Annotated in this window: 24 protein-coding genes; 10 read left to right on the top strand and 14 right to left on the bottom strand. The window is 63.5% G+C overall.

What is annotated here, in order from left to right; translation table 11 throughout:
* Window positions 1-4 precede the first annotated feature (4 nt).
* Complete coding sequence (locus CA260_RS09775; RefSeq protein WP_111982584.1) at window positions 5-1411, top strand: Hsp70 family protein; 1407 nt, start codon at window positions 5-7, stop codon at window positions 1409-1411.
* A 59-nt stretch (window positions 1412-1470) separates the two neighbouring features.
* Here CA260_RS09775 and CA260_RS09770 read toward each other — a convergent pair whose 3' ends face one another.
* The 3 genes from CA260_RS09770 to CA260_RS09760 all read right to left on the bottom strand — a co-directional run bounded on the left by CA260_RS09770 (window position 1471) and on the right by CA260_RS09760 (window position 3760).
* Window positions 1471-2085, bottom strand: a complete 615-nt coding sequence (locus tag CA260_RS09770; RefSeq protein WP_111982582.1) for a M17 family peptidase N-terminal domain-containing protein — start codon at window positions 2083-2085, stop codon at window positions 1471-1473.
* Window positions 2085-2705, bottom strand: coding sequence for a hydrolase (locus CA260_RS09765; protein WP_238149664.1), 621 nt, complete (start codon window positions 2703-2705; stop codon window positions 2085-2087). The genes CA260_RS09770 and CA260_RS09765 overlap by 1 nt, the downstream gene beginning before the upstream one ends.
* Before the next feature lie 302 nt (window positions 2706-3007).
* On the bottom strand, window positions 3008-3760 hold the full coding sequence (locus tag CA260_RS09760) for a trimeric intracellular cation channel family protein (protein ID WP_272946564.1): 753 nt from the start codon (window positions 3758-3760) through the stop codon (window positions 3008-3010).
* A 283-nt stretch (window positions 3761-4043) separates the two neighbouring features.
* Here CA260_RS09760 and CA260_RS09755 point away from each other — a divergent pair, with 283 nt between their 5' ends.
* The gene (locus CA260_RS09755) at window positions 4044-5375 is read left to right on the top strand and encodes a glycoside hydrolase (RefSeq protein WP_146745307.1); all 1332 of its coding nucleotides are present in this window, start codon (window positions 4044-4046) and stop codon (window positions 5373-5375) included.
* Here CA260_RS09755 and CA260_RS09750 read toward each other — a convergent pair.
* Window positions 5372-7636: a winged helix-turn-helix domain-containing protein gene (locus CA260_RS09750; RefSeq protein WP_111982576.1), complete on the bottom strand. Its 2265-nt coding sequence runs from the start codon at window positions 7634-7636 to the stop codon at window positions 5372-5374. The two genes, CA260_RS09755 and CA260_RS09750, sit on opposite strands and share 4 nt — an antisense overlap.
* A 252-nt stretch (window positions 7637-7888) precedes the next feature.
* Between CA260_RS09750 and CA260_RS09745 the strand changes: the two genes are divergently transcribed.
* Window positions 7889-8068 carry a hypothetical protein gene (locus CA260_RS09745; protein ID WP_111982574.1) on the top strand — a complete coding sequence of 60 codons (180 nt, stop codon included), beginning with the start codon at window positions 7889-7891 and terminating at the stop codon, window positions 8066-8068.
* 233 nt (window positions 8069-8301) lie between these two features.
* Here CA260_RS09745 and CA260_RS09740 read toward each other — a convergent pair whose 3' ends face one another.
* Both CA260_RS09740 and CA260_RS09735 read right to left on the bottom strand, forming a co-directional pair.
* Entirely contained in the window at window positions 8302-8736 is a 435-nt protein-coding gene (locus CA260_RS09740) for a VOC family protein (RefSeq protein ID WP_111982572.1), read from the bottom strand.
* A 107-nt stretch (window positions 8737-8843) separates the two neighbouring features.
* Window positions 8844-9785, bottom strand: a complete 942-nt coding sequence (locus tag CA260_RS09735; RefSeq protein WP_238149663.1) for an AraC family transcriptional regulator — start codon at window positions 9783-9785, stop codon at window positions 8844-8846.
* Window positions 9786-9905: 120 nt separating this feature from the next.
* Here CA260_RS09735 and CA260_RS09730 point away from each other — a divergent pair, with 120 nt between their 5' ends.
* Window positions 9906-10739: an oxidoreductase gene (locus tag CA260_RS09730; protein WP_111982568.1), complete on the top strand. Its 834-nt coding sequence runs from the start codon at window positions 9906-9908 to the stop codon at window positions 10737-10739.
* 246 nt (window positions 10740-10985) lie between these two features.
* Here CA260_RS09730 and CA260_RS09725 read toward each other — a convergent pair whose 3' ends face one another.
* From CA260_RS09725 to CA260_RS09710, 4 genes are all read right to left on the bottom strand, one after another.
* Window positions 10986-11630 (bottom strand): glutathione S-transferase family protein, encoded by a 645-nt coding sequence (locus CA260_RS09725; protein WP_111983086.1) that lies wholly within the window; start codon window positions 11628-11630, stop codon window positions 10986-10988.
* A gap of 181 nt (window positions 11631-11811) precedes the next feature.
* Entirely contained in the window at window positions 11812-12174 is a 363-nt protein-coding gene (locus CA260_RS09720) for a hypothetical protein (protein ID WP_111982566.1), read from the bottom strand.
* Window positions 12175-12719: 545 nt separating this feature from the next.
* The gene (locus tag CA260_RS09715) at window positions 12720-13187 is read right to left on the bottom strand and encodes an Hsp20 family protein (RefSeq protein ID WP_111982564.1); all 468 of its coding nucleotides are present in this window, start codon (window positions 13185-13187) and stop codon (window positions 12720-12722) included.
* Window positions 13188-13382: 195 nt separating this feature from the next.
* A complete protein-coding gene (locus CA260_RS09710; protein WP_111982562.1) occupies window positions 13383-14786 on the bottom strand; it encodes a PLP-dependent aminotransferase family protein in 1404 nt (467 codons plus the stop codon).
* 93 nt (window positions 14787-14879) lie between these two features.
* On the opposite strand from CA260_RS09710, the gene CA260_RS09705 reads away from it, so the two are divergent.
* Genes CA260_RS09705 through CA260_RS09695 form a run of 3 tightly spaced genes read left to right on the top strand, consistent with a single transcriptional unit; the run spans window position 14880 to window position 16414 of the window.
* Window positions 14880-15293, top strand: coding sequence for a cupin domain-containing protein (locus CA260_RS09705; protein ID WP_111982560.1), 414 nt, complete (start codon window positions 14880-14882; stop codon window positions 15291-15293).
* Between the two features lie 5 nt (window positions 15294-15298).
* Window positions 15299-15760, top strand: coding sequence for a carboxymuconolactone decarboxylase family protein (locus CA260_RS09700; protein WP_111982558.1), 462 nt, complete (start codon window positions 15299-15301; stop codon window positions 15758-15760).
* Between the two features lie 15 nt (window positions 15761-15775).
* A complete protein-coding gene (locus CA260_RS09695) occupies window positions 15776-16414 on the top strand; it encodes an HD domain-containing protein (protein WP_111982556.1) in 639 nt (212 codons plus the stop codon).
* A 44-nt stretch (window positions 16415-16458) separates the two neighbouring features.
* Here the strand turns inward: CA260_RS09695 and CA260_RS09690 are convergent, their stop codons facing one another.
* From CA260_RS09690 to CA260_RS09675, 4 genes are all read right to left on the bottom strand, one after another.
* The gene (locus CA260_RS09690) at window positions 16459-16806 is read right to left on the bottom strand and encodes an FxLYD domain-containing protein (protein ID WP_111982554.1); all 348 of its coding nucleotides are present in this window, start codon (window positions 16804-16806) and stop codon (window positions 16459-16461) included.
* Window positions 16807-16966: 160 nt separating this feature from the next.
* A complete protein-coding gene (locus CA260_RS09685) occupies window positions 16967-18463 on the bottom strand; it encodes a GGDEF domain-containing protein (protein ID WP_172461772.1) in 1497 nt (498 codons plus the stop codon).
* A gap of 260 nt (window positions 18464-18723) precedes the next feature.
* On the bottom strand, window positions 18724-19857 hold the full coding sequence (locus tag CA260_RS09680) for a TolB family protein (protein ID WP_111982550.1): 1134 nt from the start codon (window positions 19855-19857) through the stop codon (window positions 18724-18726).
* A gap of 71 nt (window positions 19858-19928) precedes the next feature.
* Window positions 19929-20276, bottom strand: coding sequence for a hypothetical protein (locus CA260_RS09675; RefSeq protein ID WP_191983771.1), 348 nt, complete (start codon window positions 20274-20276; stop codon window positions 19929-19931).
* 823 nt (window positions 20277-21099) lie between these two features.
* On the opposite strand from CA260_RS09675, the gene CA260_RS09670 reads away from it, so the two are divergent.
* From CA260_RS09670 to CA260_RS09660, 3 genes are all read left to right on the top strand, one after another.
* Window positions 21100-22494 (top strand): sensor histidine kinase, encoded by a 1395-nt coding sequence (locus CA260_RS09670; RefSeq protein ID WP_111982548.1) that lies wholly within the window; start codon window positions 21100-21102, stop codon window positions 22492-22494.
* A gap of 128 nt (window positions 22495-22622) precedes the next feature.
* The gene (locus tag CA260_RS09665; protein ID WP_111982546.1) at window positions 22623-23354 is read left to right on the top strand and encodes a response regulator transcription factor; all 732 of its coding nucleotides are present in this window, start codon (window positions 22623-22625) and stop codon (window positions 23352-23354) included.
* Window positions 23355-24083: 729 nt separating this feature from the next.
* Entirely contained in the window at window positions 24084-26324 is a 2241-nt protein-coding gene (locus tag CA260_RS09660; protein WP_111982544.1) for a protease pro-enzyme activation domain-containing protein, read from the top strand.
* The last annotated feature ends 76 nt before the right edge of the window (window positions 26325-26400 follow it).

Genomic DNA, 26400 nt, shown 5'->3' with positions numbered 1-26400 from the left:
CTCCATGCATATCGGTATCGACTTCGGCACCAGCTATTCCGCTGCAGCCGCCATCCGTGATGGCGAGCTCACCCTCGTTCGATTCGGCGACGCGGAGCAGTTCCGCACGGCGGTGTACTTCCCGGAACTGGTACCCGATCCGAACGATTTCGAGCTGACCCCCGAGCTCGAGTCGCAACTGGAAGCGCATATCCGATCGGCGCGCAACGACCTGCGCCAACGGGCGGCCGCCGCCATCGCCCGCAGCCAGGCGCCCGTGACGCGCACCGACGACGACCTTCGCCGCGAAGCCTTGCGCGTGGTGCGTCGTCAATGGATGGAGGAACAGGCTCGCGCCGCCACGGCATCCGTCGCCAGTTTCCAGCACGCGCTGTTCGGCGAGGAAGCGGTGGAAGGCTATCTTGAGAGCGGCGGCGGCAACCTGATCGAGTCGCCCAAGTCGATGTTCGGCTACCGGCTGGATCCGCAGGTGCGCAAGGTGATCGTGCATATCGCCACGCACATCCTCGAACACATCCGTCTTACCGCTAGCCGTCAATTCGACGAAGCGGTGCGTGGCGCGGTGATCGGCCGCCCCGTGGAGTTCCGCAGCTCGATGGGCGCGGCCGGCTCGGAACAGGCCATCGAGATACTGCGCGAGGCTGCGGCCGCCGCCGGTTTCGACGAAGTGCGTTTTCTCGAAGAACCGGCCGCCGCCGCGATGCACTACCACAAGAGTCTCTCGGACCGGCAGCAGGCACTGATTGTGGACATCGGCGGCGGCACCACCGACGTCACTCACGCGGAGCTCGGCGGCGCGAGATCGCCGCTCATCGCGCGCAACTGGGGCCTGCCCAAGGGCGGGACGGATCTCGACGTGGGCGTGAGCCTGCACAGTTTCATGCCGCTGATGGGCAAGGACATCGTGCGCGTACCGCAGCATCAGTTCGTGGAAGCGGCGAGCGTGCACAACCTGCCCAAGCAGCGCGAGTTCCGCAAACAGAACTATCGCCTCGTCGCCGCCCCTTACGGTCCGCGCCTGCGCGCGCTGCAGGAACTGGGCGCCACCACGCGCCTCAACCAGGCCGCCGAACGCACCAAGATCCAGCTGAGCGCCGAGACGACCTATCGCGCCCGGCTCGACTTCATCGAACACGACCTTGCCGTGGATGCGAGTCGCGACGACCTGGACGCGGCCATCGAACCGTTCCTCACCCAACTGGAGCGCACGCTCGCCGCCGTTCGCGCCGACCTGCCCGCGCTGCCCGCCAGCGTCTTCCTCACCGGCGGCACGTCCCGCTCGCCGCAGGTAAAGGCCAAGGTCGCCGCGTGTTTCCCCGAGATTCCCCTGGTGCACGGCGACCCCTCGCTCGGCGTGGTTTCCGGGCTGGCCGTGGCGGCAAGTGAAGTGGAACTGCACGCAGCCGCATAACGCGCGTCTGGCATCGAAGAAGCCAGCGGTCCTTCAATCGCCGGCCCGTTCAACGCGCCTCACCGATCGCCCAGTGCGGCGCTGAACTGCGCAGCGGCCGACGAGAAACCTGCGGCGCCCACGTCGAATACCCAGCGACGCAGTGAAGGCGGCGCGGCAAGCCCGTGCGCCGCAATGCTCATGTGGACATCGATGGCGCGCATGACGGCCTTCATCATCGCCGGCGCAACACCCACCGTGGCGCTTGGCGCCAACCCCGAGTCGAGAAGGCTTGGGGCAAACGCGGCACGGGTTGCGCCAAGATGCACGGCCGCGCCCAGGGCGACCGTGACTGCATGGGCCGTCACTGCCGGCGTCCACTGCGATGGCTCGCCCATGCCGATCATCATCACGGCCCGCGCAACCACCGTTGGCGGCGGCAGGCTGACCAGCAGGGTTTCGCCCCTGTCACCCGTGAACACGCCTTCATCGCGCAAGCGCACCAGCCTGCCCGAGAGCGCGTTGTCCAGATGCAGCAACCCGCCTCGCAAACCGTCGTCCAGCTCGCGGACGAACATGCACGCGATGGAGAGATCCACGTCGGCAGCCACACCATCCCACGCAGCGATGTCGATCGATACACCCTGCCAGCTGCCGAGCGTCTGACGTTCGGGCGCGGGGTTCCGGGCCTCCATCAAGGCTTGACCATATCGCGCGCATAGGCGAGCCCGATGCCATAGCCGCCGGCAAACTCCTCGACGATCGCACGAGCACCATCGTAGGTGTCGTGCCGCGTCCAGTCGCGTTGCCATTCGAGCAGCACCTGGATCCAGCTTGTCATACGGACGCCTGCCGCCTGCATGCGCAGCAAGGCGAGTTCGTGGCTCTGCGCCGTGAGTCCACCGCAGGCGTCGCCCACCACGAACACCTCATAGCCCTCGTTGGCGGCGGACAGCGCAAGGAAACTTACGCAGGCTTCGGTGAGCATGCCCGAAACCAGCAACTTTCCTCGACCCGTGCCAATGATTGCCTCACGAACGGCATCGTCTTCCCAGGCGTTCATGTTGCGTCGATCGATGGCGGCAACGTCCGGGATGGCGCGCTGCAACGCGGGCATCATCGGCCCGCTGTAAACCTTGGTGGCCGAGGTGGACGCCACGATGGGCACGCCAAACACCTTTGCCGTCCTGGCCAGGGCGATGGAATGGTTGAGCAGCACCTGGCGATCGATCGAGCCGACGCCAAAGGCCAGCCCGGCCTGCTGGTCGACGAACACCAGCGCGCAATCACCGGGGACAAGAAGTGGGAGATTCATGAGCATGCTCCGTTGAGACTGGCTGCACTTGCACCGCTCGCATGCCATGCAATGACACGCGGCGACAACTGACGACCCTCCATTGCCTGCGCGGGCAGCGCGAACGGGTCACTGCTGGCTCATGCCTTCGAACGAATGAGGCGCCCAACATTTACGCCACGTGCCGCGACGAAGATGTGCAGCCCCGTTTGATCGACTTCCGCACGCGCAGTGTCGCTCCTCATCGGCTTTTCAAACATACCCTTTCAGGTAGCACCGCTGGGAAAACGCGACCTTCACGCGCGGAGCCCGTACGGCTCCAGTTACCCGGCAATCCTTGGCAATTGCCAGCCAAAGCGGACGGCCGCCATCCGCAACAGGAAGCAGGCGACGAAGCCCAGGGCCGCCGCCAGGGCTGGCGAGCAACTGAAACGACGACCGACCACGACGACCGCCGCACCGGCCCAAGCCGCGCTCGCATAGATGTCGGCCACCAGGACGACGGGCACGCGCGCAAGCAGCATGTCGCGAATGACGCCGCCGCCACAGCCGGTCATCGCGCCCATCAACGTGGCCATGAACGGATGGATGTTGAAGTCCAGTGCCTTTTCCGCACCGGCTACCGCGAACAGCGCAAGGCCGACCGCATCGAGTGTCGTCAATAGTGCCGCCGGCACCGACTCGACCTGGAGATGCAGCAAAAAAGTCGCCAATCCAGCGACAAAGGCAAGCACGGGATAGCGCCAGTCGCGGATAGCACTCGGGGGCGTCGCACCGATCAAGAGGTCGCGGATGATGCCTCCGCCGAGCGCGACCACGAACGACAGCACCAGCACGCCAAGCAGATCCAGCCCCGCGCGAATCGCTGCATGGGCGCCCTCGATCGCGAACACCATGGTGCCGGCAAGGTCCGCCACAAGCACGACCTGCCTGCGGATCGTCACCGGCCTTCGATCCGGCGATCGGTCGCCTGCAACCGTAACGTCCTGCGGCTCGAAATCGGTCATGGCGCCCCCGGGGTTTCCGATCTGGATCTTGTCGAAAGCCTCTGGCCAGTTCAATGGCTGGACATCCATGGGACATGCTCGCCAGCGCACCAAGACGCGGCCAGGCGATCACACGCCGCTGGCGGCAGCGTCATATGCTCGTGAGCTGCAGCGGCTGAAGGAGTCGATCGAGGGCATGGTGATCAACCATGGCCGCAGCGTCACGTTTGGATGCCTCATTCGCCGCGCTCCACCATCCGCCTTCGATGCACTTTCCCGAAGACTCTCCTAGACTCCGGAAGACCCATCAGGGAGTGATGCGATGCGACGGCCAGGTCTCTGCGTTTTCCTCTACGTGCTTGTAGCCCTCGTCATGGCGAGCGGCCACGCGCGGGCCGAGCCTTCCCATGACGGACCTATCACCCTTGGCCATTCGACCGTTCCCTTGAACGGGCCGTGGCGGTTCCATCTGGGTGATGATGCTCGCTGGTCTTCTCCAGACTTCGACGACAGCGCGTGGGAAACCGTCGATCTCACCCCTGCTCCCGGCGCGCATGACGGCGACGTCGGCTTGCCGGGCTACGTCACGGGATGGAACCAGCGCGGCCATGCCGGCTACACCGGCTACGCGTGGTATCGAATGAAGGTGACCGTCGAGAGCGGCCCGGGAACGCAACTGGCCTTGGCGGGCCCGACACTGGTCGATTCGACCTACCAACTTTATGTCGACGGGAAGCTGCTCGGCGGCCCCGGCGTATTCACCGGCACGTCGCCCACGGTGTATGGCGTACGCCCGACCAGGTTTCTCCTGCCGCCAACCTCTTCGACAGGAGGGCAAACTTTTGTCATTGCATTCCGCGTCTGGATGGACCCCATGGACGCGGGCGGCGAAAGCGGCGGCATCCACGTCGCACCGACGATAGGAGACGCCGAAGGCGTCCACCGGTTGCTCCAGGTGCAGTGGCTGCAGACGTTCAAGGGCTACGTGGTGGACGCAGCCGAACCTTTCGCATTCGTCGTGCTCGCCATCATGGTCTGGGGCCTGATGGCGAGCCGGAGCGGCGATCGCCACGGGTGGCTGATCGCAGCGCTGCTGTCGCTGGCCCTCATGCGCGTCAACCAGGTGCTGTTCTACTGGACGCCCTACCTGAGCCTCCGCTGCTACGACGCGGCCGTCACCGTGATACTCAGGCCACTCGTCCTTGCGACATGGACGCTGGCATGGCGCGACTGGTTCCGACTGGAGAGGTCGCCATGGCAGCGGCGCCTCATCGGCGTGCTCACGCTCGCTTACATCGCCTTCGCGTTGGTCGGCCGTCCGTGGTTTCCGTTGGAAACGACGCATGCGTTCAAGGCGGCCACCGATATCGCCATCCAAAGCGTACGCCTGGCATTTGCCGCGCTTTATCTCATCATCATTGGCCTTGGCCTGCGGCGGCCGGCGAGACCGTCAACCTGCCTGGCCGCACTTGCCGCGATCCTGGTCGGCATCGGCCTGTTCGCCACCGAGCTCAATGCCTTGGGCATCCCGGGCATCTGGTTTCCCTATGGAACCGGCGTAGCCAGGGGCCAATACGCCTATGCGGCCTTTATCGCGCTCTTGTTCGCACTGATCCTGTTGCGCTCGACGGGCTATGCGCGAGCAAGGCAAAAAGACGATAGCGATGCCCTGCTTCACGCATCGCCGTCGGAACGAACACGCTAGCCGTCGACGGGATACTTCTGCAGCAGCGCTTTGAACTTCGGATCGTCGTGCAACGGATCCCAGATGGGATCGATCCGAAGCAACGCGCTCGACAGGATCATGCCGGTGGGCATCGACAGCACGCGGTCGAGCAAGGCAATGGCCCGGTCCGGCTCGCCGAGGCGTACATAGAGCATCGCCTGGTGCGCGAGCATATCCGCGCCGGTCAGCGCATCCTCGGCGACCGGCATCAGGGCGACGGCACGCTCGCCTTCCGCGATGGCGTCGGGCTTTTGACCGAGCCCGGCATAGGCGAAGGCCAGGGCGAGGTGCAGATCCGCATCGTCCGGCCGCTCGACGAGGGAGGCGCGAGCATGCTCGGCCACCTCCGCATACGCTGCTGCCGCCTTGCTCGTATCGCCCGCCGCCTGCAAGGCCCACGCGAGATACAAGCGTCGCGGCAAGGCGATATTGTCGGGATCGGACCAGTTCTCCGCCTTGTCCGCCTCGACCACCTTGATCGCGCCGGCATAATCGCGCGCCAGCGATCGATCGAAGTACATGGCTGCCACGTTGCCGGCATACGCATCGCTGCCCGGTGCGATTGACGCAAGCATGGTGCGCATCGGAGTCAGGTTGCCCTTCCACATCAGCTCATTGAAGACCTGCGCCATGCGTTCGCCGTCGGGGTTGTGGCTCACGGCAAGGGCCGCCCCGAAAGCCCGATCCGCGTCGGCATGGCGCCGCATGCTCTGGTAGGTCACGCCCAGCTGGTTGAAGGCGAATTCGCTGTGCGGGTCGAGCACGGTGGCGGAGCGAAACAGCGACACGGCCTCATCCCAATGCCCCTGGCGCCGGGCGATCGCGGCGATCAGGAGCTCTACCGTGGCACTGTTGGGAAGTGCCTGCCGCGCCAATGCGAGCTGCGTGGTGGCGCGGGCGTAATCCCGATGTCCCCAGTAGTAATACAAGCCCAGCGCGTAATGACCCTGGCCGAGATTCGGCTGCAAGGCCAAGGCGTGGTCGGCCGCACTCTTCGCTTCGGCCAGACGTCCGTTCGTCCGGTCTGGCGCGAAGAAATACATCTGCATGTGCGCACGCGCCAGCGCCGCCTCGGCGAGCGCGAAGTCCGGATCTTTCGCCAGTGCCTGCTGATACAGCGAGATCGCCACGGGCAATTCGGACGGCGACATGACCGGATCGTCGTAGGCGCGATTGGCATGTGCGCTGGCCTGCAGATAGAGATCGTAGGCAGCGGCATTGGAGGTGGGCAACCGGTCGATACGCGCGGTTTCGGCGGACGTCAGCCGTACCTTCAGTGCCTCCGCCACGTTCTGCGCTACCTCGCCTTCCACATTGAAAACGTTGTCCAGCGTGCGCGTATAGGCCTTCGCCCATAAATGGCTGCCGCTGCTCGCATCGATCAGCTGCACGTTGATCAGCACCTGGTTGCCGGCCTTCTGCACCGTGCCCTCGAGCAGCGTGGCCACGCCCAACTGCCGCGCGATGGTCTTCACGTCTTCCGGATGGCTCGGGTATTTTTCCGTCGACGTGCGGGAGATCACCTTGAGCCCCCCGATGCCCACCAGCTGGGTCAGGATCATGTCCTGCATGCCGCTGGCGAAGTACGCGTTGTTTCCGTCCGTGCTGAGATTCTCGAAGGGCAGCACCGCGACCGACTTCAAGTCGGCAACCTGCGCGCTGTCCGCGGAAGGACGCGAAAACTGGTGACGACCAAGCAACACGGCCGCCACCACGAGCACACCGATGACCACGGCAACGAGCCGGCCATCCAGCCGTCGCGTCTTGCCAGGTGGCACGGGCGCATCAGCAACAGGCGTCACCAATGTTTCGTCGATGGGCGTCACCGCATCCACAGGCAGCACCGATGCAAGCGCAAGCTCCGCGACAGCCATCGGCCTGTCGGCCATCAATTCCTCACGCGAGGCCGCAGACCGCACCTCGGCATCGAGGCGAAAACCGACGCCGTGCACGGTATGCAGATAACGGCATTCCTCGGCCGTTTCACCCAGCGCGTGACGCAGCAGGGCGACGACGCGACTGAGCGAACCCGGGGTGACGTGATGGTGTCCCCACACTTCGTCGAGGATCTCGTCACGGCTCAGCACGCGGCCAGACTCGCGGGCGAGCAGGACAAGCACGGCAAACGCCTTTCGCTCCAGCCCGATTTCTTCGCCGTCGACAAACAGGCGATGGCCGAGCGTGTCGATTTCAACCGTGCCGAACGCAATCCATGCAGCAGAGGCAGTCTCTGCGCTCATTTGCTCGACCTCCGTTGCCGCGCCGGGGTCCGTTCAGCTTACATCAAACCCGTCGCAGCCCTCAGTGGGTCATGCGTGTGGATTCTGTTATCGGCAGACGGCTTTTCGGCTCCTTCACCCAGGCTATCGGTTTGCTTAGCGCCGACGCCGGACAATAGGGATGCCTGGCGATGGCGCCAGCCACCTTGGAGAGCGACCATGACCGGTACTGACGATAGAAGCGGTTCACCCACGAAGACGGCTTCTCGCGAAATGAAAGATCAGGACGCCGAGCACAAGGCGCGTGCCGTCAAGAAGCCCGACGACGGCAGCACACCCTCTCACCATGTCGCGAACCAGGGCGCGCCTGGCGGCACCAGCGACGACGATGGCGACAGCGAGAATCAGCAGGACCCTGCGCGTCGTGCCCCGCGAGATGCCGACAGGAAGTAGAACCCAACAGACCACAGCCTAGGCCTCGATCGTGTTCGCGATGCCGTCACGGACATGATCGCTGCAAGCTCGGCGAAGTCACGCTGTCTGCGTCGGACGGCCAAACGCCCTATGTACGCTACGTCGCTGACCAGAACGGCGATATCGATTCGCTGAAGAGCGCTTCCCATCGACCGGTTGCCGTCATGATGGAACCGGCCTCTTGAGCGCACCCTGCTTTGGAGTTGGCCTTATCAGAGTTCCTCTGCCAGGCCGATGAGAAGCCCTTCCGGACCACGGATATAGCAGAGCCGATACACGCCCTTGTAATCGACCACCTCGCCCACGAGCTGCGCGCCATGCTTGCGAACGCGCTCCAACGTATCGTCGAGGTCGTCCACCGCGAACATGACGCGCAGATAGCCCAGAGCGTTCACCGGAGCATTCCGGTGATCCGCGACGACAGCGGGTGCGAGAAACCGGGAGAGTTCGAGCCGGCCGTGTCCGTCCGGCGTGCGCATCATGGCAATCTCGACGCACTGATCCCCAAGCCCCGTGACACGCCCGGCCCACTCACCTTCGATGGTGGCCCGCCCTTCCAGATCGAGGCCGAGTTCGAGAAAGAAAGCGATCGTTGCGTCGAGGTCCTCGACGACGATTCCCATGTTGTCCATCCGCTTGAGCGCCATGCGTCCCATCCCTCCGCTGGTGGTGATGTCGAGCGCCCTTCGGCGCCATCTGCGTCGATGTTTGGCCCCGGACGGCGCCAGCGTCAAGCACGCGGGAGCGCGCTCAATCAATGGGACGAGACATAGTTCGACGCCGCCTGCTCAGGCGGGACGGCGAAGTTTTCCCTCATGCGCCTCACTTCCGCCACGGGCGGCAGCCCAAAGAGCCGCTTGAACTCACGCGTGAATTGCGACGCACTGGCATAGCCCACCGCGTAGCCGGCAGCCTCTGCCGTCATACCCTGCCGCACCATCAACAGCCGCGCCTGATGCAGGCGCGTCGACTTCAGGTACTGCATTGGCGAGGTTCGCGTGACAGCCCTGAAGTGGGCATGGAACGAGGGGACGCTCATATCCGCTTCGCCTGCCAGTTCGGCGAGATGGATGGGCTCGGCATAAGCATCATGGATGCGGCGGAGCGCCTTGCCTATCCTGCCGAACTGGCCGCGCATTGCCAGGGCCGAACGCAAGGCCGACCCCTGCTCGCCGGTGAGCACGCGGAAATAGATTTCGCGCAGCAGGCCAGGCCCAAGAATCGCTGCATCCAACGGCTCGCTCATTGCCTCCAGGAAGCGCAGGACGGAACCCTGAAGCGCGCTGTCCATGGGGCTGGACATCATGCTCTGCGGTGCCTCCTTGCCGATCGATACACCTCGACGATCGATCTCGATCATCAGCTCGGCGGCCATCTGGAAGTCCAAATGCATATAGATGGCCAGCAATGGATGTTCCGGCGTCCCCTCCGATTCCATCGTGAAGGGAACAGGCACGGCGACCGCCAGGTAGTGCTGCTGATCGTAGAGATAGAGCTGCTTGCCGAAATAGCCGCGCTTGCGCCCCTGGCACACGATCACGATGCCGGGGTCGTACAGCACCGGCGTTCGTGACAAGGCGCGATCCGAACGCAGGATGCGCACGCCAGGCAAGGCCGTGAGGTTGTATCCCTCGTGAGGCGCCAGTCCTCGGGCAAGGGCCGTCATACGCCGGATGGCTTTGGTCGCCGGCTGCACGCCCGCATTCCCTGGATGATCGCGGCTCATAGAAATAGGCAAGAAACCAAGGAGAATGGGAGTCAATGTTGGGATAGATGACGCGTATTGTGCACCCTCCGCCTTTCAGGAGCAGTCACCATGCGCACAGCCAGAACATTGCTCATTACCGGTGTCAGCAGCGGGTTTGGCCGAGCGCTGGCGCAAGAAGCCCTCACAAGGGGGCGCCGCGTGATAGGAACCGTGCGTAGCGAGCAGGCCTTGCGCGACTTCGAAGCCATTGCCCCGGGCGCCGCGACAGGCCGCATGCTGGACGTCACCCAGTTCGACGTGATCGACGGTGTGGTTGCCGACGTCGAGGAAACCGTGGGTCCGGTAGACGTACTGATCAACAACGCCGGATACGGCCACGAGGGCATGCTCGAAGAGTCGCCGCTGCTCGAGCTGCAACAACAGTTTGCCGTGAACGTATTCGGCGCCGTCGCCATGATGAAGGCCGTACTGCCGTACATGCGTCGCCGGCGCCACGGGCATATCCTCAACATCACCTCGATGGGCGGTTACATCACCCTGCCCGGCATTGCCTACTACTGCGGCAGCAAGTTCGCCCTGGAAGGCATTTCGGAGACGCTTGGCAAGGAAGTAGCGCCCTTGGGCATCGCCGTCACCGCCGTCGCCCCTGGCTCGTTCCGCACCGACTGGGCGGGCCGCTCGATGTCCAGGACCCCTCGCTCCATCCCCGATTACGACGCGCTGTTCGATCCCATCCGTGCGGCCCGCGAACAAAAAAGCGGAAGGCAGCTGGGCGATCCTGCAAAAGCCGCGCAGGCCATGCTCGATGTGATCGACAGCCCTTCGCCGCCCGTCCACCTGTTGCTCGGGAGCGACGCGCTTGGCCTCGTGCGCCGGAAACTGAGCGACCTGACCGCCGAGATCGATCAATGGGAGGCCGTCTCGCGCTCGACTGATGGTTGAATTGGCCGGTCTGCCATGAGGCGCTAAAGGCATGTGCGCCTTTTGGCCCAAAGCAGATCTCGATTTCCCTTGAACGCGCGGCATCGCTATCAATAAGGTGCCGCCAGCTTTTCAGCGCATCAGTGGAGAATCACGCAGCAACTTCTCGCTGTGCAGTTCCTAGAGACTGCCTCCTTGCACGCAACAAGAGCTGCACACATGCCAACGCCACCTCCTCTGCGCGGCCGCAGGCGATCCGGGAACGGATCATTGAATGCCCGCCTTGGCGAGCCATGCCTTCCTGGTGTGGCAGGTTTCCATCGCGCGCTTGTAGCCTTCGCGTTGGCGCATGCGGGCCATATAAGAACGCTCGACATCGCCGAAGGTGACGCCACCACTTACCTGAGCCAGCTCCAGCGCGTAGGTCACCGAAATGTCGGCAGCCGTGAACGTGTCGCCGGCGACGTGGGGTGAGCGCGTGAGTTGCCGCGTCACCAACATCAGCCGGCTCTCGAAAACGCTCAATGCCTGGCCGGCACTCCAGTTGTTTCGTTCGGACTCGGGGGCGAAATGGCGTGCACCGACGACAAAGTAGATCGAGGCCGCGAGACCGGCTTCGCCGAGGTGCAGGAACTGCTGGTAAGCGGGAAAGGCAGCATCGCCTGGATCGGGCGCGAGCGATGTCGGCCCGTACCGAGCCATCAGGTATTCCATGATCGCGATGGACTCGACCATGGTGACATCCCCATCCTGGATCGCCGGGATGAAACCGGCCGGGTTGATGGCCAGGAACTCCGTGTCTTTGTCGACGCCCGCCAACAGGTCCACCGGCCTCAATCGGTAGGCGAGGCCCATCTCTTCCAGCAACCAGACGACCCTGAAACCCCTTCCCTCACCAAAGACGGTAATCATGTTCGCCATCCTTCTTCGTTTCGGCCCTATGAGCCCAGCATAGGAACGACGAATCGGGGTTTCGGAAATCGACAACCGATGCCTTGGCGCGCCGTGGCCGACGCACGGATCTCCCCAGGCACCCGCGCCTCGGTGAGTCAGTGCGCCAAGGCGTCGCCCGGCCGGCAGTTCTTGCGGAAGGCTAGAAATGCTGCCCCAGCGGTTCGTTGCACTGATATTTCTCGGCCTGCTTGTCGAGGTCTTCCTGTGTCAGGTGGCGTGCGATCAGCTCCTCCGGTGAAAGCTGTTGCAGGGCGTCGACATCCATGCATGCACGCTGGGTCACGCCAAACAGGCGTTGCACGTTGCGCATCACCGAACCTATGCCCTGTTTCCGTGGGTCGATCAGCGTGATGCCGCGAACGATGCGATGGTCTGACCCGGGTATGCCATGGACGTCCCGCGAGTGTTGGGCATCGTGCACGCGATCGCGGAATCCGGCATCGGCTACCGAACCCGGGACTGCGCTGGTCCGCCCCGGCAGGGCCAGCATGTTCGGCAGCATGAGGGGGTGACGTATCGCGCGTAGCGTCGACCGGCGCGGGCCGTGCCGCCGCTGGCTTGGTGGCGCGCGGTGGCGGCGACTTTGTGCCACCACCTGCAGTGGGTTCGACCCATGGCACGACCACCGGCGCTGATGCCGGAGCAGTGGGCTGCCGTGACGGAATCCATCGCACCTTGATCTGCGCGTCGCGTACTTGCGCCACTGCCCTCGGCCTCTCGTCAGGCGCAGCGGGCATGAGCAGCGCTATCAGCACGACGCCATGGCTTCCCATCGCCACGGCCAGCGCCAGGACCCGGCGGACGGAAAGGCGAGCGTATTCGGGTTCCATCCCCCTCTCCTCGACATGGACACTTCCATCCGCCCAGACTGATCGCTGACGTGCAGTCAGTTGCAGCCAGAAGACCGCGCCGTCCGGTCAAAGTTCTCATACGGAAAACGGAGAGTCACGCGCCGGAGCCCACATGCCGGGCCCGAAAAAGGGCGGCAGCTCGACGCTGCCGCCAAAGGAAACTACTTGCGAATGAGGACCCGATAGATGACAGGCGTCAGGCTGCCTGGCCCTGCAACAGTCGACGTTCGGAGCCCAGCTTTTCCGCGCCGCCAATCGGAATGACCCTGGGCTTCAGCGCTTCGGGCAACTCGCGCTTGAGATCGATGGTCAGCAGGCCATCGCGCAATTCCGCGCCGGCAACCTGCATGTGTTCGGCGAGCTCGAATCGCCGCGTGAATGGGCGATTCGCGATGCCCCTGTGGAGCACTTCGCCGATATGGTCGGCTTTCCGTTCACCGCTGACGGTGAGGAAGTTATTCTGGATTTCGATCTTCAGATCGTCACGAGAGAATCCGGCGAGGGCCATCGTGATGCGGTACTGATCTTCACTGATTTTGATGGAGTCAAACGGAGGCCAGTTGTCCTGCTGCGGAGCACGCGCGGCAGTTTCGAGCAGGTCAAAAACGCGGTCGAAACCGATGCTGGAACGATGAAGAGGCGAAAAATCGAGCACAGTACGCATTGCCATATCCTCTTGGAAGCAACATGGGAGTGAGGACTGCTGCCGCGCCGACCGGCGCGGTGTCCGCCGATCCCGAGGCGATCGGCGGTGCGAAAAGATAATCAGCCTGCGAAACTTGGCAAGAGGGTTCTGGACGTCCATTTAGCTTCCGTTTCTGGAACGACCCAGAACCAGCACAGCCATCTCACTCGACGCTTATCGGCCCGTGCTGATCAGCAAATGAAGCCTTTCGCAGGCGCCAGGAATCTGTTGCTCGCTTACCGTGGCGATACCCAGCAACAATCCCGATTCGGCCTGCGTGCCCGGGGCGAACCAGGATGAGAGTGGCGACGGCGCCATGCCGAGGTCGAGCGCGCTTCGCGTGACATCGATGTCGGACACGCCGCCGGGCAAACGCACGACGGCCGCGAGGCCGCCGATATGCACACGGTATCCCAGGCGCTCCCAGGTGGCCTTCAGCGCTTCGCCTCGCGCGGCATAGGTTCGCTTCAACCTGCGCAGGTGCCTCATGTAGTGGCCTTCGCGCATGAACTGCGCCGTCGCGTGTTGTACGGCGGGGCCCGGTGCGGAGCCAAAGTACAGCGCCGCTTCCGCAAACCGCGGCGCTAATGCAGGTGGCACCACGACGAAGCCGAGCCTGAGCGCGGGGCTCACTGTCTTGCTGAACGATCCGATGTGGATCACGCGCCCGCCACTGTCGAGTGATGCCAGCGCCGGCGCTGCCCGCCGGTTGAGCTGGAGTTCGCCGAGATAGTCGTCCTCGATGATCCATGCACCCGTGCGCGCAGCCCATGCAATCAGCTCCAGCCGCCGCTCCAGCGACAGCGTTCCACCGAGTGGCGCCTGCTGGCCGGGCGTCACCAATGCGAGGGCCGCGCCGGGCGATGTCCGCATTCCGCAACGGACGTCCAGACCATCGTCATCCACGGGAACGGCGACAGGCACTAGCCGTGCGAATTCGAGTGCCCTGCGGCTCTGGAAGAACCCCGGATTTTCCACCCACGCCTCGCGACCCTCCAGGCCCAGCACACTCAGCGTCAGGCCAAGCGCACCAGCGAAACCGGCAGTGATGAATACCTGCGATGGACTGCATGCAAGGCCGCGCGCCAACGCGATGTGCGCCGCGATTTCACGCCTGAATTCAAGCTCGCCGCCTGGATCGGGATAGACGGCAGGCGCCTCCACTTCCATGCGCGCGGCATGTGCGCGCAAGCGGGCCAGGAGGGGCTTGGGAAGGCTGTCCGGGGCGGGTACGCCCATCTGGAAAATGGCGGGAACGGCGAGTCGGCGCTGATGCGGCGCAGGTGCCGAATGCGCTGCTTCCGGCGCGACCATCCGACCGACAGGAGGATGGCTCGCCACGCGGGTGCCGCCCGCGCGCGACGAGACGATGACCTGCTCGTCGATCAATCGCTCATAGGCGGACTTGACCGTCCCCCGCGACACGCCCAGCTGCGCAGCAAGGGTGATCCACGACGGCAACCTGGCTCCGAGGCCGAGGGCGCCGCTGCTGATCGCCGCGATGACACCCTGGCGGATCTGTTCGGCCAAGGTGGTTTTGGCCGAGCGGTCGATCCGGATGTGCAGTGCTGACCCCATGCATCATGGTACATCGAAAAGTTCAATTCTTGGTTCTTTTCATTGCACCTGTGGCGTCGCAGGATAGCTCCAACCCAACTCCCTACGCCACTCATGAAAAAGCGATTCCGTTCAGCACTGCTGGCCTCCACCGCACTCATGTTCATGGCCGCCGCACAGGCGCACGCACCTGACGAGACGGTCACGCCGAACTTCTCCCACGCCATCACCAACATCCCCGGCAAATCCATCATCGCCGTGGAGGTGACGTATCCGCCGGGCGCCGCATCGCTTCCGCACAGCCACGCCAAGTCGGCCTTCATCTATGCCTATGTCGTCTCGGGCGCGATCGAGAGCCAGGTGAATGACCAGCCGGCACGCGTCTACACCGCGGGCCAGTCGTTCTACGAGGAGCCCGGCGCCCGTCATCGGGTCAGCCGCAACGCGAGCAAGACCGAACCCGCCAAGCTGCTCGCCGTATTCGTCGTGGATACCAACGACGCCCCCTTGACCACCACGCAGAAGTAGTCCCCATGTCTCAACGCATCAACTACGCCCAGGTATCGCCCGCCGGCGTCAAGGCGCTCGGCGATGTCTACGGCTATGTCGCCAAATCCGGTCTCGATCCCCGCCTGATCGATCTCGTCTACCTGCGCATCAGCCAGATCAACGGCTGCGCGTACTGCCTCGACATGCACACGCGCGACCTGCTGAAGAAAGGCGTCGCCATCGAGAAGCTCGCGTTGCTCCAGGCGTGGCGCGAAGCCGGCGCACTGTTCGACCTCAGGGAACGGTCCGCCCTGGCCTGGGCCGAGTCTGTCACGAACGTGGCGCACACCGGCGTGCCGGACGAGGATTTCGAGCAGGCCACCAAGGTGTTCAACGAAAAGGAACTGGTCGACCTGACCATCGCCATCGGCCTGATGAATGCCTACAACCGGCTCGCCATCAGCTTCCGCAATCCGCCGGCCGCGGCCCGCGGTGCGGATCACTGAGCGAGGGACAGAACCATGCCCAGCATTCACGGCGTACGCATCCCCGACAGCGCGATGGCGCGGGAGGCGACGCAACTTCTACGCGATACGGCGAGCGACCTGCTCTACCAGCACTCGATGCGGGTGTACCTGTGGAGTGCCCTGCTCGCCCGCCGCCGTGCGCTCGCCTTCGACCCGGAACTGCTGTACGTCGGCGCGATGTTCCATGACTTCGGCCTCACCGAAGGCTTCCATGCCAGCGCGCTGCGCTTCGAAGTGGATGGCGCCAACGCCGCGCGCGATTTCCTTCGCAGCCACGGCATCGCCGATGTGGACGTCCACAAGGTATGGACGGCCATCGCGTTGCATACCACGCCCGGCATCCCAGAATTCCTGCATCCGGAAGCCGCGCTGCTCCACGTAGGCGCCGGCATGGACGTCGCCGGCCGCGCGTACGACCAGTTCACCGCCGAGGAACGCGAAGCGGTGGTGGCGGCCTATCCGCGCGAAGAACGCTTCAAGCAGCGCATCATCGATACCTTCTACGAAAGCCTGAAGGATCGCCCGGCCACCACGTTCGGAACGTTCAACGACGACTTCCTGGCATGCAAGGACCCGGCATTCCAGCGCGTCGACATCTGCAGCGTCATCCTGCACTCGTCCTGGTCGCACTGAACCGCCCAGGCCCGGGTTGCTTTGAGGCGGTCAAGGTCGAGGCGCTACTCCGCCTCGACCTTGACCAGTCGCGCACGGCTGACGTTGCCGCGTGCGAGCGCGTGGAATTTCCACGTCTGTCCCGGCTTGAGGTTGTGCACCTGGTCGCTGGCGCGGCCCACCACGTGTCCCTTGGCGTCGTACAGCCGAAAGCTGACCTTGGCGGTATGCACGCGCACGTGCCCGGTATTGGACAGCGTGCCCACCACCTTGTTGCGTCCGGGCTTCACATCGCGCTCGACGCGGTACGACCCCACATGCACGGCATGCGTCAGTGATTTGCCGGCCCAAGCGGCGGGCGATGCCAGGCCGCAGGCGAGCGCGGCGACCAGAAGGGTGATGCGGAGATTCATCGGGCGATTCGCGAGACAGGAGATTCGAGGGCCGGCAAGCTTAACCGGGTTCACGACACTGTCCTACGGCGGCGTCTCACTTTTTAAGACCATAGGGCGGAACCATCAGGTGCAAGCAGCCGAACGCTCGCATCGCCGGTGCGCCGGTTACCTGATCCCACTAGGCGCTGCTCGCATCGGCCAGCGAGGCCGAAGGATCATCCTCGCCAGCAGCCTCGAAACGATTGCGGCCATTGCGCTTGGCGCGATACAGCGCGTGATCGGCTTCCGCCAGCATGGAGACCGGGTCGACCGGCGTGTGTTCGGCCTGTGCGGCCAGCCCGATGCTGATCGAGAGGCGTCCGAGGGGACACGCCGGATGGGCAATCTGCAACTGCTCGATCGCGACGATCAAACGGCGCGCAACCTCTTGGGCCATCTCCCGGCTGGTGTCGATCAGCACGATGGCGAACTCTTCGCCACCGTAGCGTGCCACCAGGTCGTGCACGCGCACCCGGCTGCGGCTCAGCGCGCCGGCCACCTGCACCAGACACGCGTCGCCAGCGATGTGGCCGAGGCTGTCGTTGTATTGCTTGAAGTAATCGATATCGATCATCAGCAGCGAGCAGAACCGGCCGGTCCGCCGTCCCTCTTCCAAGGCTTCACGCAGGCCCTTGTCCAGCGTGGTGCGATTGGCGATCCCGGTGAGCGGATCTCGACCGACCTGCTGCTCCAGTCGCCATGCGCTTTGGTCGATCGCGCGCTGGTGATCGATCTGGCGGCTCTGGATGAACGCCACGCGCAGTCCATAGAACAACACGGCCGACGCGCCGACCAGCAAGCTCGGCACGAAGTTGATGCGCGACGTGCTGATGCACAGCATGACCACCATCGTCGACAGCAGAATCGGCGCGAACGAGGCGATGGTCTGGGACACAGCCAGCGACGGATGATAGGAGCGCAACCACCGCGGCGGCTGACGCAGCGCCAGCACCACCAGCAAGGTGTGCGGCACATCGATCAGTGATCCTGCCCACCACGGCAGGCCGTGCATTTCGATCCGGTTGTAGATACAGGCCACGATCGCATTGACCAGCAGATAGGCGCCGGCCGTGTAGTAGAAGAAACGCCAGCGGAAGCTTCGCGCGCCAAGCAGGCGCACGATGGCCATGGCGGCCAGCGAAAAATCGATGGCGTCGGCCTGGGCGACTACTACCTGGATGCTGGCTGGATCGGCAGCCAGCGGCCCGCTCAACAGCGTGGTGAAGAAGTGGTAGACCAGCGCGGCCACCATGCACAACAGCAGCAGATCGAGGACGGCCACGGCGCGCGGCTCATGCTGCGTAAACGAGCGCGTCGACATGAACATGCAAGGGATGACGTACAGCCCCGACAGCACGGTCGCGAGCGCGGCCAGATAGCCGTCCGTATCTCCCAGCACGGTCGCCAGCACGTTCGTGCTGTCCCACAACATCTGCATCAGCACGGCCACGGCCAGCAGCAGCCACGGCAGGCGGATCAGCGACGGGCTGCGCCGATAGCGCGTGAATACCGCCCACGCCGCCATCGCCTGCACCAGCAACATGGCAAGCTGGGGCGGCACCGCCTCGGCACGACCACAGGCGTAGGCCAGCGCCAGATGCGCCGTGAGCAGCACGATGAGTAAGGCGACCGGCAAGCGCATGACTCCTGTGGATCGATGCCAGAACTACGACACGGAGCGCATGGAGTCAATGGACGATCGGAAATGCCCAGGCCGGATCACCTGCGCCCGCCTTTGCGCACCCTCCCGGACGCCCGCGGCCATGGTTCGGCGCACCGCCATGGCCGCGGGCGTCGAGACGCGTACGACCGGCGCAAGCGAACATCCCCCGGCGAATGGTGAGCTGGATGCAGCTCTCTGCCGTGTGGCTCAGCAATCGCCTCATCATGCCCGGATCAATCGCCGTGCGCGGACACGTAGGCCTTCAAAGGCACTTGGAAGATACGGCCATGCGCGTTGCCCTTCGCGATATCGTCGGCCTCGAAGTAGAGCGTCGTGAGGTCGGGACTAAGCCTCGCCTCGATGCCCTCGAGATGCGGATCGAGCGCTTGCGGCTCGCTCCATTGGCCGTCCTTCGCAAAGGCGATGAACAGCAACGCTTGATTCTTCGCCGCAGGCTCACGGTTGGCTGAGAACACAAGGAAGGATTCATCCGGCGCCACTGCCACGTCGTAGCCGGGATGCGTTCCGTCGCTGATCGACAGCGCCACGGGCTTCTCGAATCCATCGCCCTTGGCCTGAGCGCGATAGATGTGACTCTTCTTCGTTACCGGATCCGGCTGGTTGAAGTAGATGCTTCCATCGCCGGCAACGGCTGGCGAATAAATGGCCGAGTTGCTGTTGATGATGTCAGGCAACCGCTGAGGCTCGCCCCAACCATCGCCTCGACGATCGACGCGCCAGATATTGCCGCCCTTGCCCGATTGCACCTTGCCACCGAAATAACCGTCGAGAAGCGCACCGCCCGGCTTCGCAGGACGATTGGAAACGAACACCAGGTAAGAGCCGTCGGGCGCCATGGCCGGCTCGATGTCACGCCAGCGTCCGGAAAACGGCGCCACCTGCGGCTTGGACCAGGCGCCTTCATGCCGCGTCGCCATCATGATGGTGATGGCCTCGTCCCGATGGGTAAAGAACACGGTATTGCCGTCGGGCGTAAACGCAGGCGCCGAATCGTCACCACCAGGCCATTGGGTTTCAGGCGGGAACAATTTCGGCGCCGACAGAGGTTTGGTCACCGACCTCAACGGCTCGCCCTGTGCGAATGCCCATGCAGGCGAGGCACCGAGTATCAAAACGATACCTGCGTTCCTCATCAAAGTTGGAACATCCATCTTCCATTTCCGAATCGCCATATGGACCTCGCTTTTGGTCGGCCATGGAGATGCAGTGCGCATCATCAGACCGGCATACTGGCGTTCGACAATGGAGGAGCAAGACTGGAGCAACAAGAAGAACGTGACGAAAGGTGTCCAGTGGATGATGACCGGCTTCTCCGCACCGCGAGCGGCATAACGCAGGGACGCCATAGGCTAAGAGAGATCGCCCCTTCCCCTTGACTGGCGCGACCAGATCGCGGCGCGCACATAGTCGAAGGTGTCTACTGGTTACGACGGTTTCCGCGCCGATCCACGCCCTCTCGCACGCAAGCGCGAGTCAGCCGCTTCACGATGCCCAGTGCCTCGGACTCGTCCTCCCACAAAGCAAAGCGCACGCCTTGCTCGAACATCGGAAGTGCCACCTCCGGCAGGAGCAGCCAGACCTCGGCCTCGAACGATTCGCCCGGCACATGCTCCCCGTCGAAGTGGACGGTCGCGGACCAGAACTCGTGGTCTATTTCCAACACGGTCCGCCATGCGCCGCCCGAAAGGTGGCCCCGGCAGTCGCCGAACGCCGTGGGAAGCAGGCAAATCTCTGCAACGAAATCTGGCGATGCGTGTGTAGCCATGTGAGTTACCTGCTAACGGCAACGCCCCTGCCCGGTCGCTTTCATGCCAACTCGACATGCGCAACGAGCGCTTCGGAACCACTCGTTGAATGGAGATCGCTTTTCCACGGCGCAGCCAACCTGCTGATCATGCGCGCGAAAGCCCAAAGGGTGTGACGGCAAATCTACGTGGCTCTGGCAGCGTAAATTTACGTAGCTCTGTTCGCTGTATTCATCGGACACACACGGGAGGCATTCGGATGGCGAAGCGCTCCCGGCAGGCAGGCCGGAATGCGTCACGCCCGGCGACCTTTCGCATTTCTTTGGTCATGCCCCCCATCTTGGATGGGGTGGCCATGTTTCGGGTCGATAGCCTCGACAGGTAGTCATGTCGGAACAAGATTGAGGCGTACTGTGAGTCGCAAGGAATTGCGGTCGTGTGGCTAGAGAAGAAAACTACGCCGCCGTTGGTGAATCCCTTATCGGCCAAGCAGGCCACACAGCTCCTCGTACGATGACGCGGAAGAGACACAATTTCTCGCGCACTATGGATGGACGGTGCCTCCGCTTGCGAGCCTGCCGATCGCACCTGCGCCAGATAGCCCTGTCCGTTCACAGCGCCACGCTCCTTCGCCCTCGCTATCTGGAGGCTGCCGCAATCTCCTCCGGCGAATCGCTGTCGCGACACGTGCCGCGATCCGCGAACACGCGCGGAGCCACTTCGCTGCGACAGTCCTTCCGCGCTGGCGACCGCCGCCGACGCACCACTTGCACTCGGCCGCGGAACAGTGCTTCGAGCTCCACTCGCGAACTCTCACACCAACGGAAATGGGGTTGAAACGCCATGTGGCACCGATTGCGCAGCTGGTTGAACAGCACCCCCATTTCCGATCCGATCGGCCAGCACTACGCATCGTTCATGCAGCTGCTGTTCGTGACCGTCGGCATCGTCGTTCCTGCGCTTAAGGTCGCGTCGTATGGCGCGAAAATGCTCGGTGCCGAGATGCACAGGGAGCCACTTCTTTACCAGGTGCTGGATGTGGGGACGGACGCGCTGATCACGGCATCCGCATGGACCGGCCTCTTCCTGACGAGGCGCGGTCATTTCCGCCAAGCCGCCCTGCAATTCCTGACCATCCTCCTTGGTGTCTTCGCGAGCGGCGAAATGGTGACCGCTGGGCTAAATCAACCCGCGGGAGATCCGACCACCTGGATCGTTCTCGCTCTGGCCGGACAAATACTGGGCAGAAGAGCGTTGTGGATGACCTACCTGGCGCTGGTAGCCTGCATGACCCTGGGCTTGGTCGCAGTGGTCATCGCTGCTCATCCGGCGAGCCTTGTACCGCTCATCACGCTGCGAATAGAGCGCACGATGGTCTTCCTGATTACCGCGGTCATCGTCGACCAGACTATGGCACCTCTGCGCGCAGCCTTGACCGAGTCCCAGCTGCGAGGGCTGGAACTGGAAAAGCTCAATGCCCACCTGGGGCAAGAAATCGTCATGCGTGAGAAGGCACAGGACCACCTCATTCACGCCCAGAAGCTCGAAGCAGTGGGCCGCATCGCCACCGGCGTGGCGCACGACTTCCACAATGTGCTGAACGTGGTGCTCGGTTATGCCGCCCATCGCGATCGCCTGGCCGATCGCGGCATGCCTGCCGTCATGGGGGCGATGGAGGACATCGAGCTGCAGGCCAGGCGCGCGCTGTCCATCAGCCGAAAGTTGCTCACCTTTGGACGCAAGGATGTCGTTCGATCCGACACCTTCGATGCGGCGATCGCGGTGCATGAGTTGCAGCCGATGCTGCACCAGTTTTTCGCCAAGAACACACGTCTTCGCCTGGAAGCCCCGAAAACCGGCCTGCATGTCACGATGGATCGAGGTCAGTTCGAATTGGTGCTGCTTAACCTGGCAGCCAACGCCGCCGATGCCATGCCGCACGGAGGCGAATTCATCATTCGGCTGGGCGAGGATGTCAACGAGAAGATGCTGACGCTCGCGGTGCAGGACACAGGTAGCGGCATGAGCGAAGAAGTCCAGCAGCATGCTTTCGAACCCTTTTACACGACCAAGCCGTGGGGCTATGGCACGGGCCTTGGCCTTTCCGCGGTATACGACATCCTTGCCGATGCCGCCGGCAGCGTGACGATCGACAGCAAGCTTGGCGAGGGCACAACGTTCCAGTTGCGACTTCCTTTGCTGGAGCGCATTGAGACAGCCCAAGGCGCCGGCGCATGAAGCGGTCCGCAGACTCGTCACCGCGCCGGATGCGAGCCGCATGGGTAAAGTCTCCTATTGCCAGTGCATCCTCGGATGGCTTAGATCGACATCCCGCGTGTTCGTCCAGCGCACTCGATGGAATGACGATGCCCGGCCTGAAGCAACATGATATCCCTCCGGTAACAGCCGCCCTGCGCGTGGCGATCGTGGAGGACGAAGAGCGCTTTCGCGAAGCGGTGCTCGTCCCGGGGCTTTGCGATTTCGGCTTCGACGTGGTGGGCGCCGGTTCGGCCGGCGAGCTCTACAAGATCATGCTGTCGCGCCAGTTCGACATCATCGTGCTGGATATCGGACTGCCGGACGACAGCGGCCTCAATATTGTCCGGCACTTGCGGCAACTCGATGCAAAGATCGGCCTGGTCATGCTCACATCCAGCGTCGAGCGACAGGATTGCATTCAGGCCCTATCGGATGGAGCGGACATGTATTTGCCCAAACCGATGGATGTCGACGTGCTTGCGGTGACGTTGCGCAGCCTTGCCCGACGCCTTTCCGCAGCGAGTGGTGCGCCCCCGGCCGCGCCGAGCGAATGGCATCTGGACACCACCGGCTGGTGTCTCGTGGCGCCGAACGGGGCAATCTTCGCGTTGACATCGACGGAGCGTTCCATCGTGAATGCCTTGATCGGCGCCGATGGATCACCCGTGACGCGCGAAGCGCTCATCGAAGCGCTGGGTGAAGATCCCTTCTCCTTTGACCACCATCGGCTCGACATGCTCGTCTATCGCCTTCGGCGCAAGCTCGGCGATGCCAACTGCGGGCAAAACCCGCTGCTCACCTCACGTGGCACGGGCTATTTGTTCGTCAAGAGACCCTAGTGCCCGGGCTAGACATCTGTCATTTCGCCCTGCCCTTCGTGACGCCAACCGAAGGGCTTGAACGAAATTCGGTCATAGCATCCGATAGATCGATTTTCCCCGTCATTGCTCGTTCCTGTTGCATTGGCGACAGCGGTGCTGCCGCGTCCGGCGATCTCTAGAAACCGCCCATCGGCCAGGCACCGATTATCGCGGCCGCCGATTCCGTAACGCTGCGCCTGTCGCGCACCGAATCCTCGCGGTTCCCTCACCCATTCCGGCGCCACGCGGCACTCATTGCGCACTCGTGCCAACGGGCTCCGGGAACCACCTCGAACTGCACTCCCGCCCGTGGGAGTGAGACCGATTTCGCAGGAAGTTTCGAATCGAAACAATGAGCTCCGCTACTTCGTTGGCAGCTCACCGATTTTGGTTAGGTACCGCGATGTTGTGTGGATGACAGCCAACCACGCTTGGGCGGAATGTTGGCTCGGGAGGATCGCCGGTCCACTGGCGATTGGCGGACGGAGTCAGCAACGGCGAGCAGCGCTTGGTGGATTGCACTCACGGGGAGGTGGGTGATCCGGCGTAACGATGCATGCATCGCATCGGCAAGCAGCACGCCTTGTTCGCTTCACCGAATGGCGCCCTCTGCGCTTTGCGTACGCGCCTTGCGGCGCATGTCAAAAACGAGGCTTCCGGCAGCGTTCGCTGCGGCGGCCTTCCATTTCTTTTTTTCGGGGATAAAAGATGTTTGGACGTATTCAAGAGCTGAAGACCTGCAACAAGGCATTGCTGCCCATGGCGCTTGCCCTGGCAGTGAGCCCGTTGTGCGGCCATGCGGCCACCGCCACCTCGTGGGCTCCCATCAAGACGCACGCTGCGCTTTTGAAGGCCGCATCGGTGTCGCCCACCGGCGTCGGTCAGGCGTCTGCCTCTGGTTATGTGATCAATGCGCACGGCAAGCCTGCCGTGAAAGCGCAGGTCACGGCGCTGGACAGCAGCAAGGTGATGCATGTGGCCGTCAGCGTGAACCTGCGCAACGTCGACCAGCTGCAGGCCTTCAACAAGAGCGTGAATACGCCAGGCAGCGCCAACTACCGCAAGTTCCTTACCCCGGACCAGTTCAAGGCGGCTTACGCGCCGACCGACGCGCAGGTGCAGGCCGTCGTGGCGCACCTGCAGCAGTCGGGTTTCACCAACATCGAAGTTTCGCCGAACAACACCCTGGTGTATGCCGACGGCAATGCCGCCGCCGTGAGCACCGCGTTCAATGCGACGATGAAGTCGTACACCGAGAATGGCAAGCTGAAGTTCGCCAACGACAGCGACGCCATGGTGCCGCAGGCTTTGAGCGGCATCATCGGCGCAGTGACCGGCCTGCAGAACGTCAGCGTGAAGCATCCGCTCAGCCACATCGGTGCACAGATTTCCTCGGCGGCTCCGCAGACCACGCAGACCGGCCCGACCAATGTGCTGCATCCGCCGACGCAGTTCCCGCTGATCTATGACGCCGGCAACACGCCGACGGCCTACAACACCACGGTGGGCATCATCACCTGGGGCGACCTGACCCAGACGCTGGCGGATCTGAACACCATGACGACGGTCAACGGCCTGAATCCGGTCAACACCAAGGTAGTGAAGGTGACGCTTTCGGGTGAGAAGGACTTCTCCGATGATCCGGGCGGTGACGGCGAGTGGAACCTGGATTCGCAGACCATCACGGGCACCTCGGGCGGCGTCAAGCAGTTGGTGTTCTACGATGTGGCCAATGGTCTCTATGGCGGCGCAGATGACGAACTGACCGACGCCGGCATCACGGCCGCCTATAACAAGGCGGTCACCGACAACATCGCCAAGATCATCAACGTGTCGCTGGGCGAAGACGAGACGGCATCCCACGAGGCGGGCAACCAGGCGGCGGACGACGCGATCTTCGCCCAGGCCGTGGCGCAGGGTCAGACCTTCTCGGTTTCTTCCGGTGACCAGGGCGTGTACACCGCGACCGGTGGCGAATTCGAAACCAACGCTGGCGTGGTTCTGCCCGCACCGTTCAGCCTCAGCAACTATTCGCAGAGTGAGCCGGCGACGTCGCCGAACGTGATCGCCGTCGGCGGCACCGAAGTGACCACTAACGGTACCGCCTATGCGGGCGAAATCGCCTGGAATGACGGCATCGCGGATGCCGGTGATGGCAACAACCGCATCTGGGCCACCGGTGGTGGCGTGAGCGCGTTCGAGGCGGCGCCCGCATGGCAGGCCTCGGTGCTGGGCGCGACCGCGCGCCAGGTGCCGGACATCGCTTTCGATGCCTCGTCGGTCACGGGTGCTGTCATCTATATCCAGGGCCAGAAGTATGGCGTCGGCGGCACCAGCCTTGCCTCACCGATCTTCGTTGGTACGTTCGCGCGCGCACAGACCTACGCAAACAACTCGATCGGCTTCCCGGCGAGCCACATGTATGCGGATTTCCCGAGCCACCCGTCCGTGTTTCATGACGTGACAACGGGCAACAACGGCGTGTATTACGCTGGCACGACCTATGGCAACAACGCCGCTGCGGGTTGGGACTTGACCACGGGCTTTGGTTCGCTCGACATCAGCGCGTTCAACCTGCTGGCCTATACCTGGGGTGACGGCACGCCGCCGTCGGGCGCCACGCCGCCGCCGACACCCACCCAGCTGACCAACAATGTTGCAGTCACCACGCAGGGCACGCCCGGTGTTGCACAGCAGTTCTACCTGACGGTGCCAGCCGGCAAGACCACCCTGACGTTCCGCACCTCGGGCGGCACGGGTGACGTGTCGATCTATGAAAAGAACGGTAGCGCTGCCAGCGCCACGTCGTACGACTACATGTCGGCGCATGCGAACACCAACACCGAATCGGTGACAATCCGTCTGCCGGCGGCAGGTACCTACTACCTGACCGTCACGGGTGCCAACGCGATCTTCAGCGGAGTCAGCGTGGTGGCCAGCTACCAGTAAGCGGTCGGGCGCCTGCCTGAACTGCCAGGAGCTCGGCCTACCCCGGGCTCCTGACAGGTGGATCTTCCTTTCGACT

Origin of the sequence: Dyella jiangningensis, from assembly GCF_003264855.1 — a bacterium.
Lineage (GTDB): Bacteria > Pseudomonadota > Gammaproteobacteria > Xanthomonadales > Rhodanobacteraceae > Dyella > Dyella jiangningensis_C.
Note: the sequence above shows the minus strand (reverse complement) of the source record. Positions and strands in the feature narration are given on the sequence as shown.

Bases quoted from the DNA above. Each gene is read 5' to 3' on its own strand.
- CA260_RS09775 (WP_111982584.1), top strand. From the start codon at position 5: ATGCATATCGGTATCGACTTCGGCACCAGCTATTCCGCTGCAGCCGCC.
- CA260_RS09770 (WP_111982582.1), bottom strand. From the start codon at position 2,085: ATGGAGGCCCGGAACCCCGCGCCCGAACGTCAGACGCTCGGCAGCTGG.
- CA260_RS09765 (WP_238149664.1), bottom strand. From the start codon at position 2,705: ATGAATCTCCCACTTCTTGTCCCCGGTGATTGCGCGCTGGTGTTCGTC.
- CA260_RS09760 (WP_272946564.1), bottom strand. From the start codon at position 3,760: ATGGATGTCCAGCCATTGAACTGGCCAGAGGCTTTCGACAAGATCCAG.
- CA260_RS09755 (WP_146745307.1), top strand. From the start codon at position 4,044: ATGGCGAGCGGCCACGCGCGGGCCGAGCCTTCCCATGACGGACCTATC.
- CA260_RS09750 (WP_111982576.1), bottom strand. From the start codon at position 7,636: ATGAGCGCAGAGACTGCCTCTGCTGCATGGATTGCGTTCGGCACGGTT.
- CA260_RS09745 (WP_111982574.1), top strand. From the start codon at position 7,889: ATGAAAGATCAGGACGCCGAGCACAAGGCGCGTGCCGTCAAGAAGCCC.
- CA260_RS09740 (WP_111982572.1), bottom strand. From the start codon at position 8,736: ATGGCGCTCAAGCGGATGGACAACATGGGAATCGTCGTCGAGGACCTC.
- CA260_RS09730 (WP_111982568.1), top strand. From the start codon at position 9,906: ATGCGCACAGCCAGAACATTGCTCATTACCGGTGTCAGCAGCGGGTTT.
- CA260_RS09725 (WP_111983086.1), bottom strand. From the start codon at position 11,630: ATGATTACCGTCTTTGGTGAGGGAAGGGGTTTCAGGGTCGTCTGGTTG.
- CA260_RS09720 (WP_111982566.1), bottom strand. From the start codon at position 12,174: ATGCTGCCGAACATGCTGGCCCTGCCGGGGCGGACCAGCGCAGTCCCG.
- CA260_RS09715 (WP_111982564.1), bottom strand. From the start codon at position 13,187: ATGCGTACTGTGCTCGATTTTTCGCCTCTTCATCGTTCCAGCATCGGT.
- CA260_RS09710 (WP_111982562.1), bottom strand. From the start codon at position 14,786: ATGGGGTCAGCACTGCACATCCGGATCGACCGCTCGGCCAAAACCACC.
- CA260_RS09705 (WP_111982560.1), top strand. From the start codon at position 14,880: ATGAAAAAGCGATTCCGTTCAGCACTGCTGGCCTCCACCGCACTCATG.
- CA260_RS09700 (WP_111982558.1), top strand. From the start codon at position 15,299: ATGTCTCAACGCATCAACTACGCCCAGGTATCGCCCGCCGGCGTCAAG.
- CA260_RS09695 (WP_111982556.1), top strand. From the start codon at position 15,776: ATGCCCAGCATTCACGGCGTACGCATCCCCGACAGCGCGATGGCGCGG.
- CA260_RS09690 (WP_111982554.1), bottom strand. From the start codon at position 16,806: ATGAATCTCCGCATCACCCTTCTGGTCGCCGCGCTCGCCTGCGGCCTG.
- CA260_RS09680 (WP_111982550.1), bottom strand. From the start codon at position 19,857: ATGGCGTCCCTGCGTTATGCCGCTCGCGGTGCGGAGAAGCCGGTCATC.
- CA260_RS09675 (WP_191983771.1), bottom strand. From the start codon at position 20,276: ATGGCTACACACGCATCGCCAGATTTCGTTGCAGAGATTTGCCTGCTT.
- CA260_RS09670 (WP_111982548.1), top strand. From the start codon at position 21,100: ATGTGGCACCGATTGCGCAGCTGGTTGAACAGCACCCCCATTTCCGAT.
- CA260_RS09665 (WP_111982546.1), top strand. From the start codon at position 22,623: ATGCCCGGCCTGAAGCAACATGATATCCCTCCGGTAACAGCCGCCCTG.
- CA260_RS09660 (WP_111982544.1), top strand. From the start codon at position 24,084: ATGTTTGGACGTATTCAAGAGCTGAAGACCTGCAACAAGGCATTGCTG.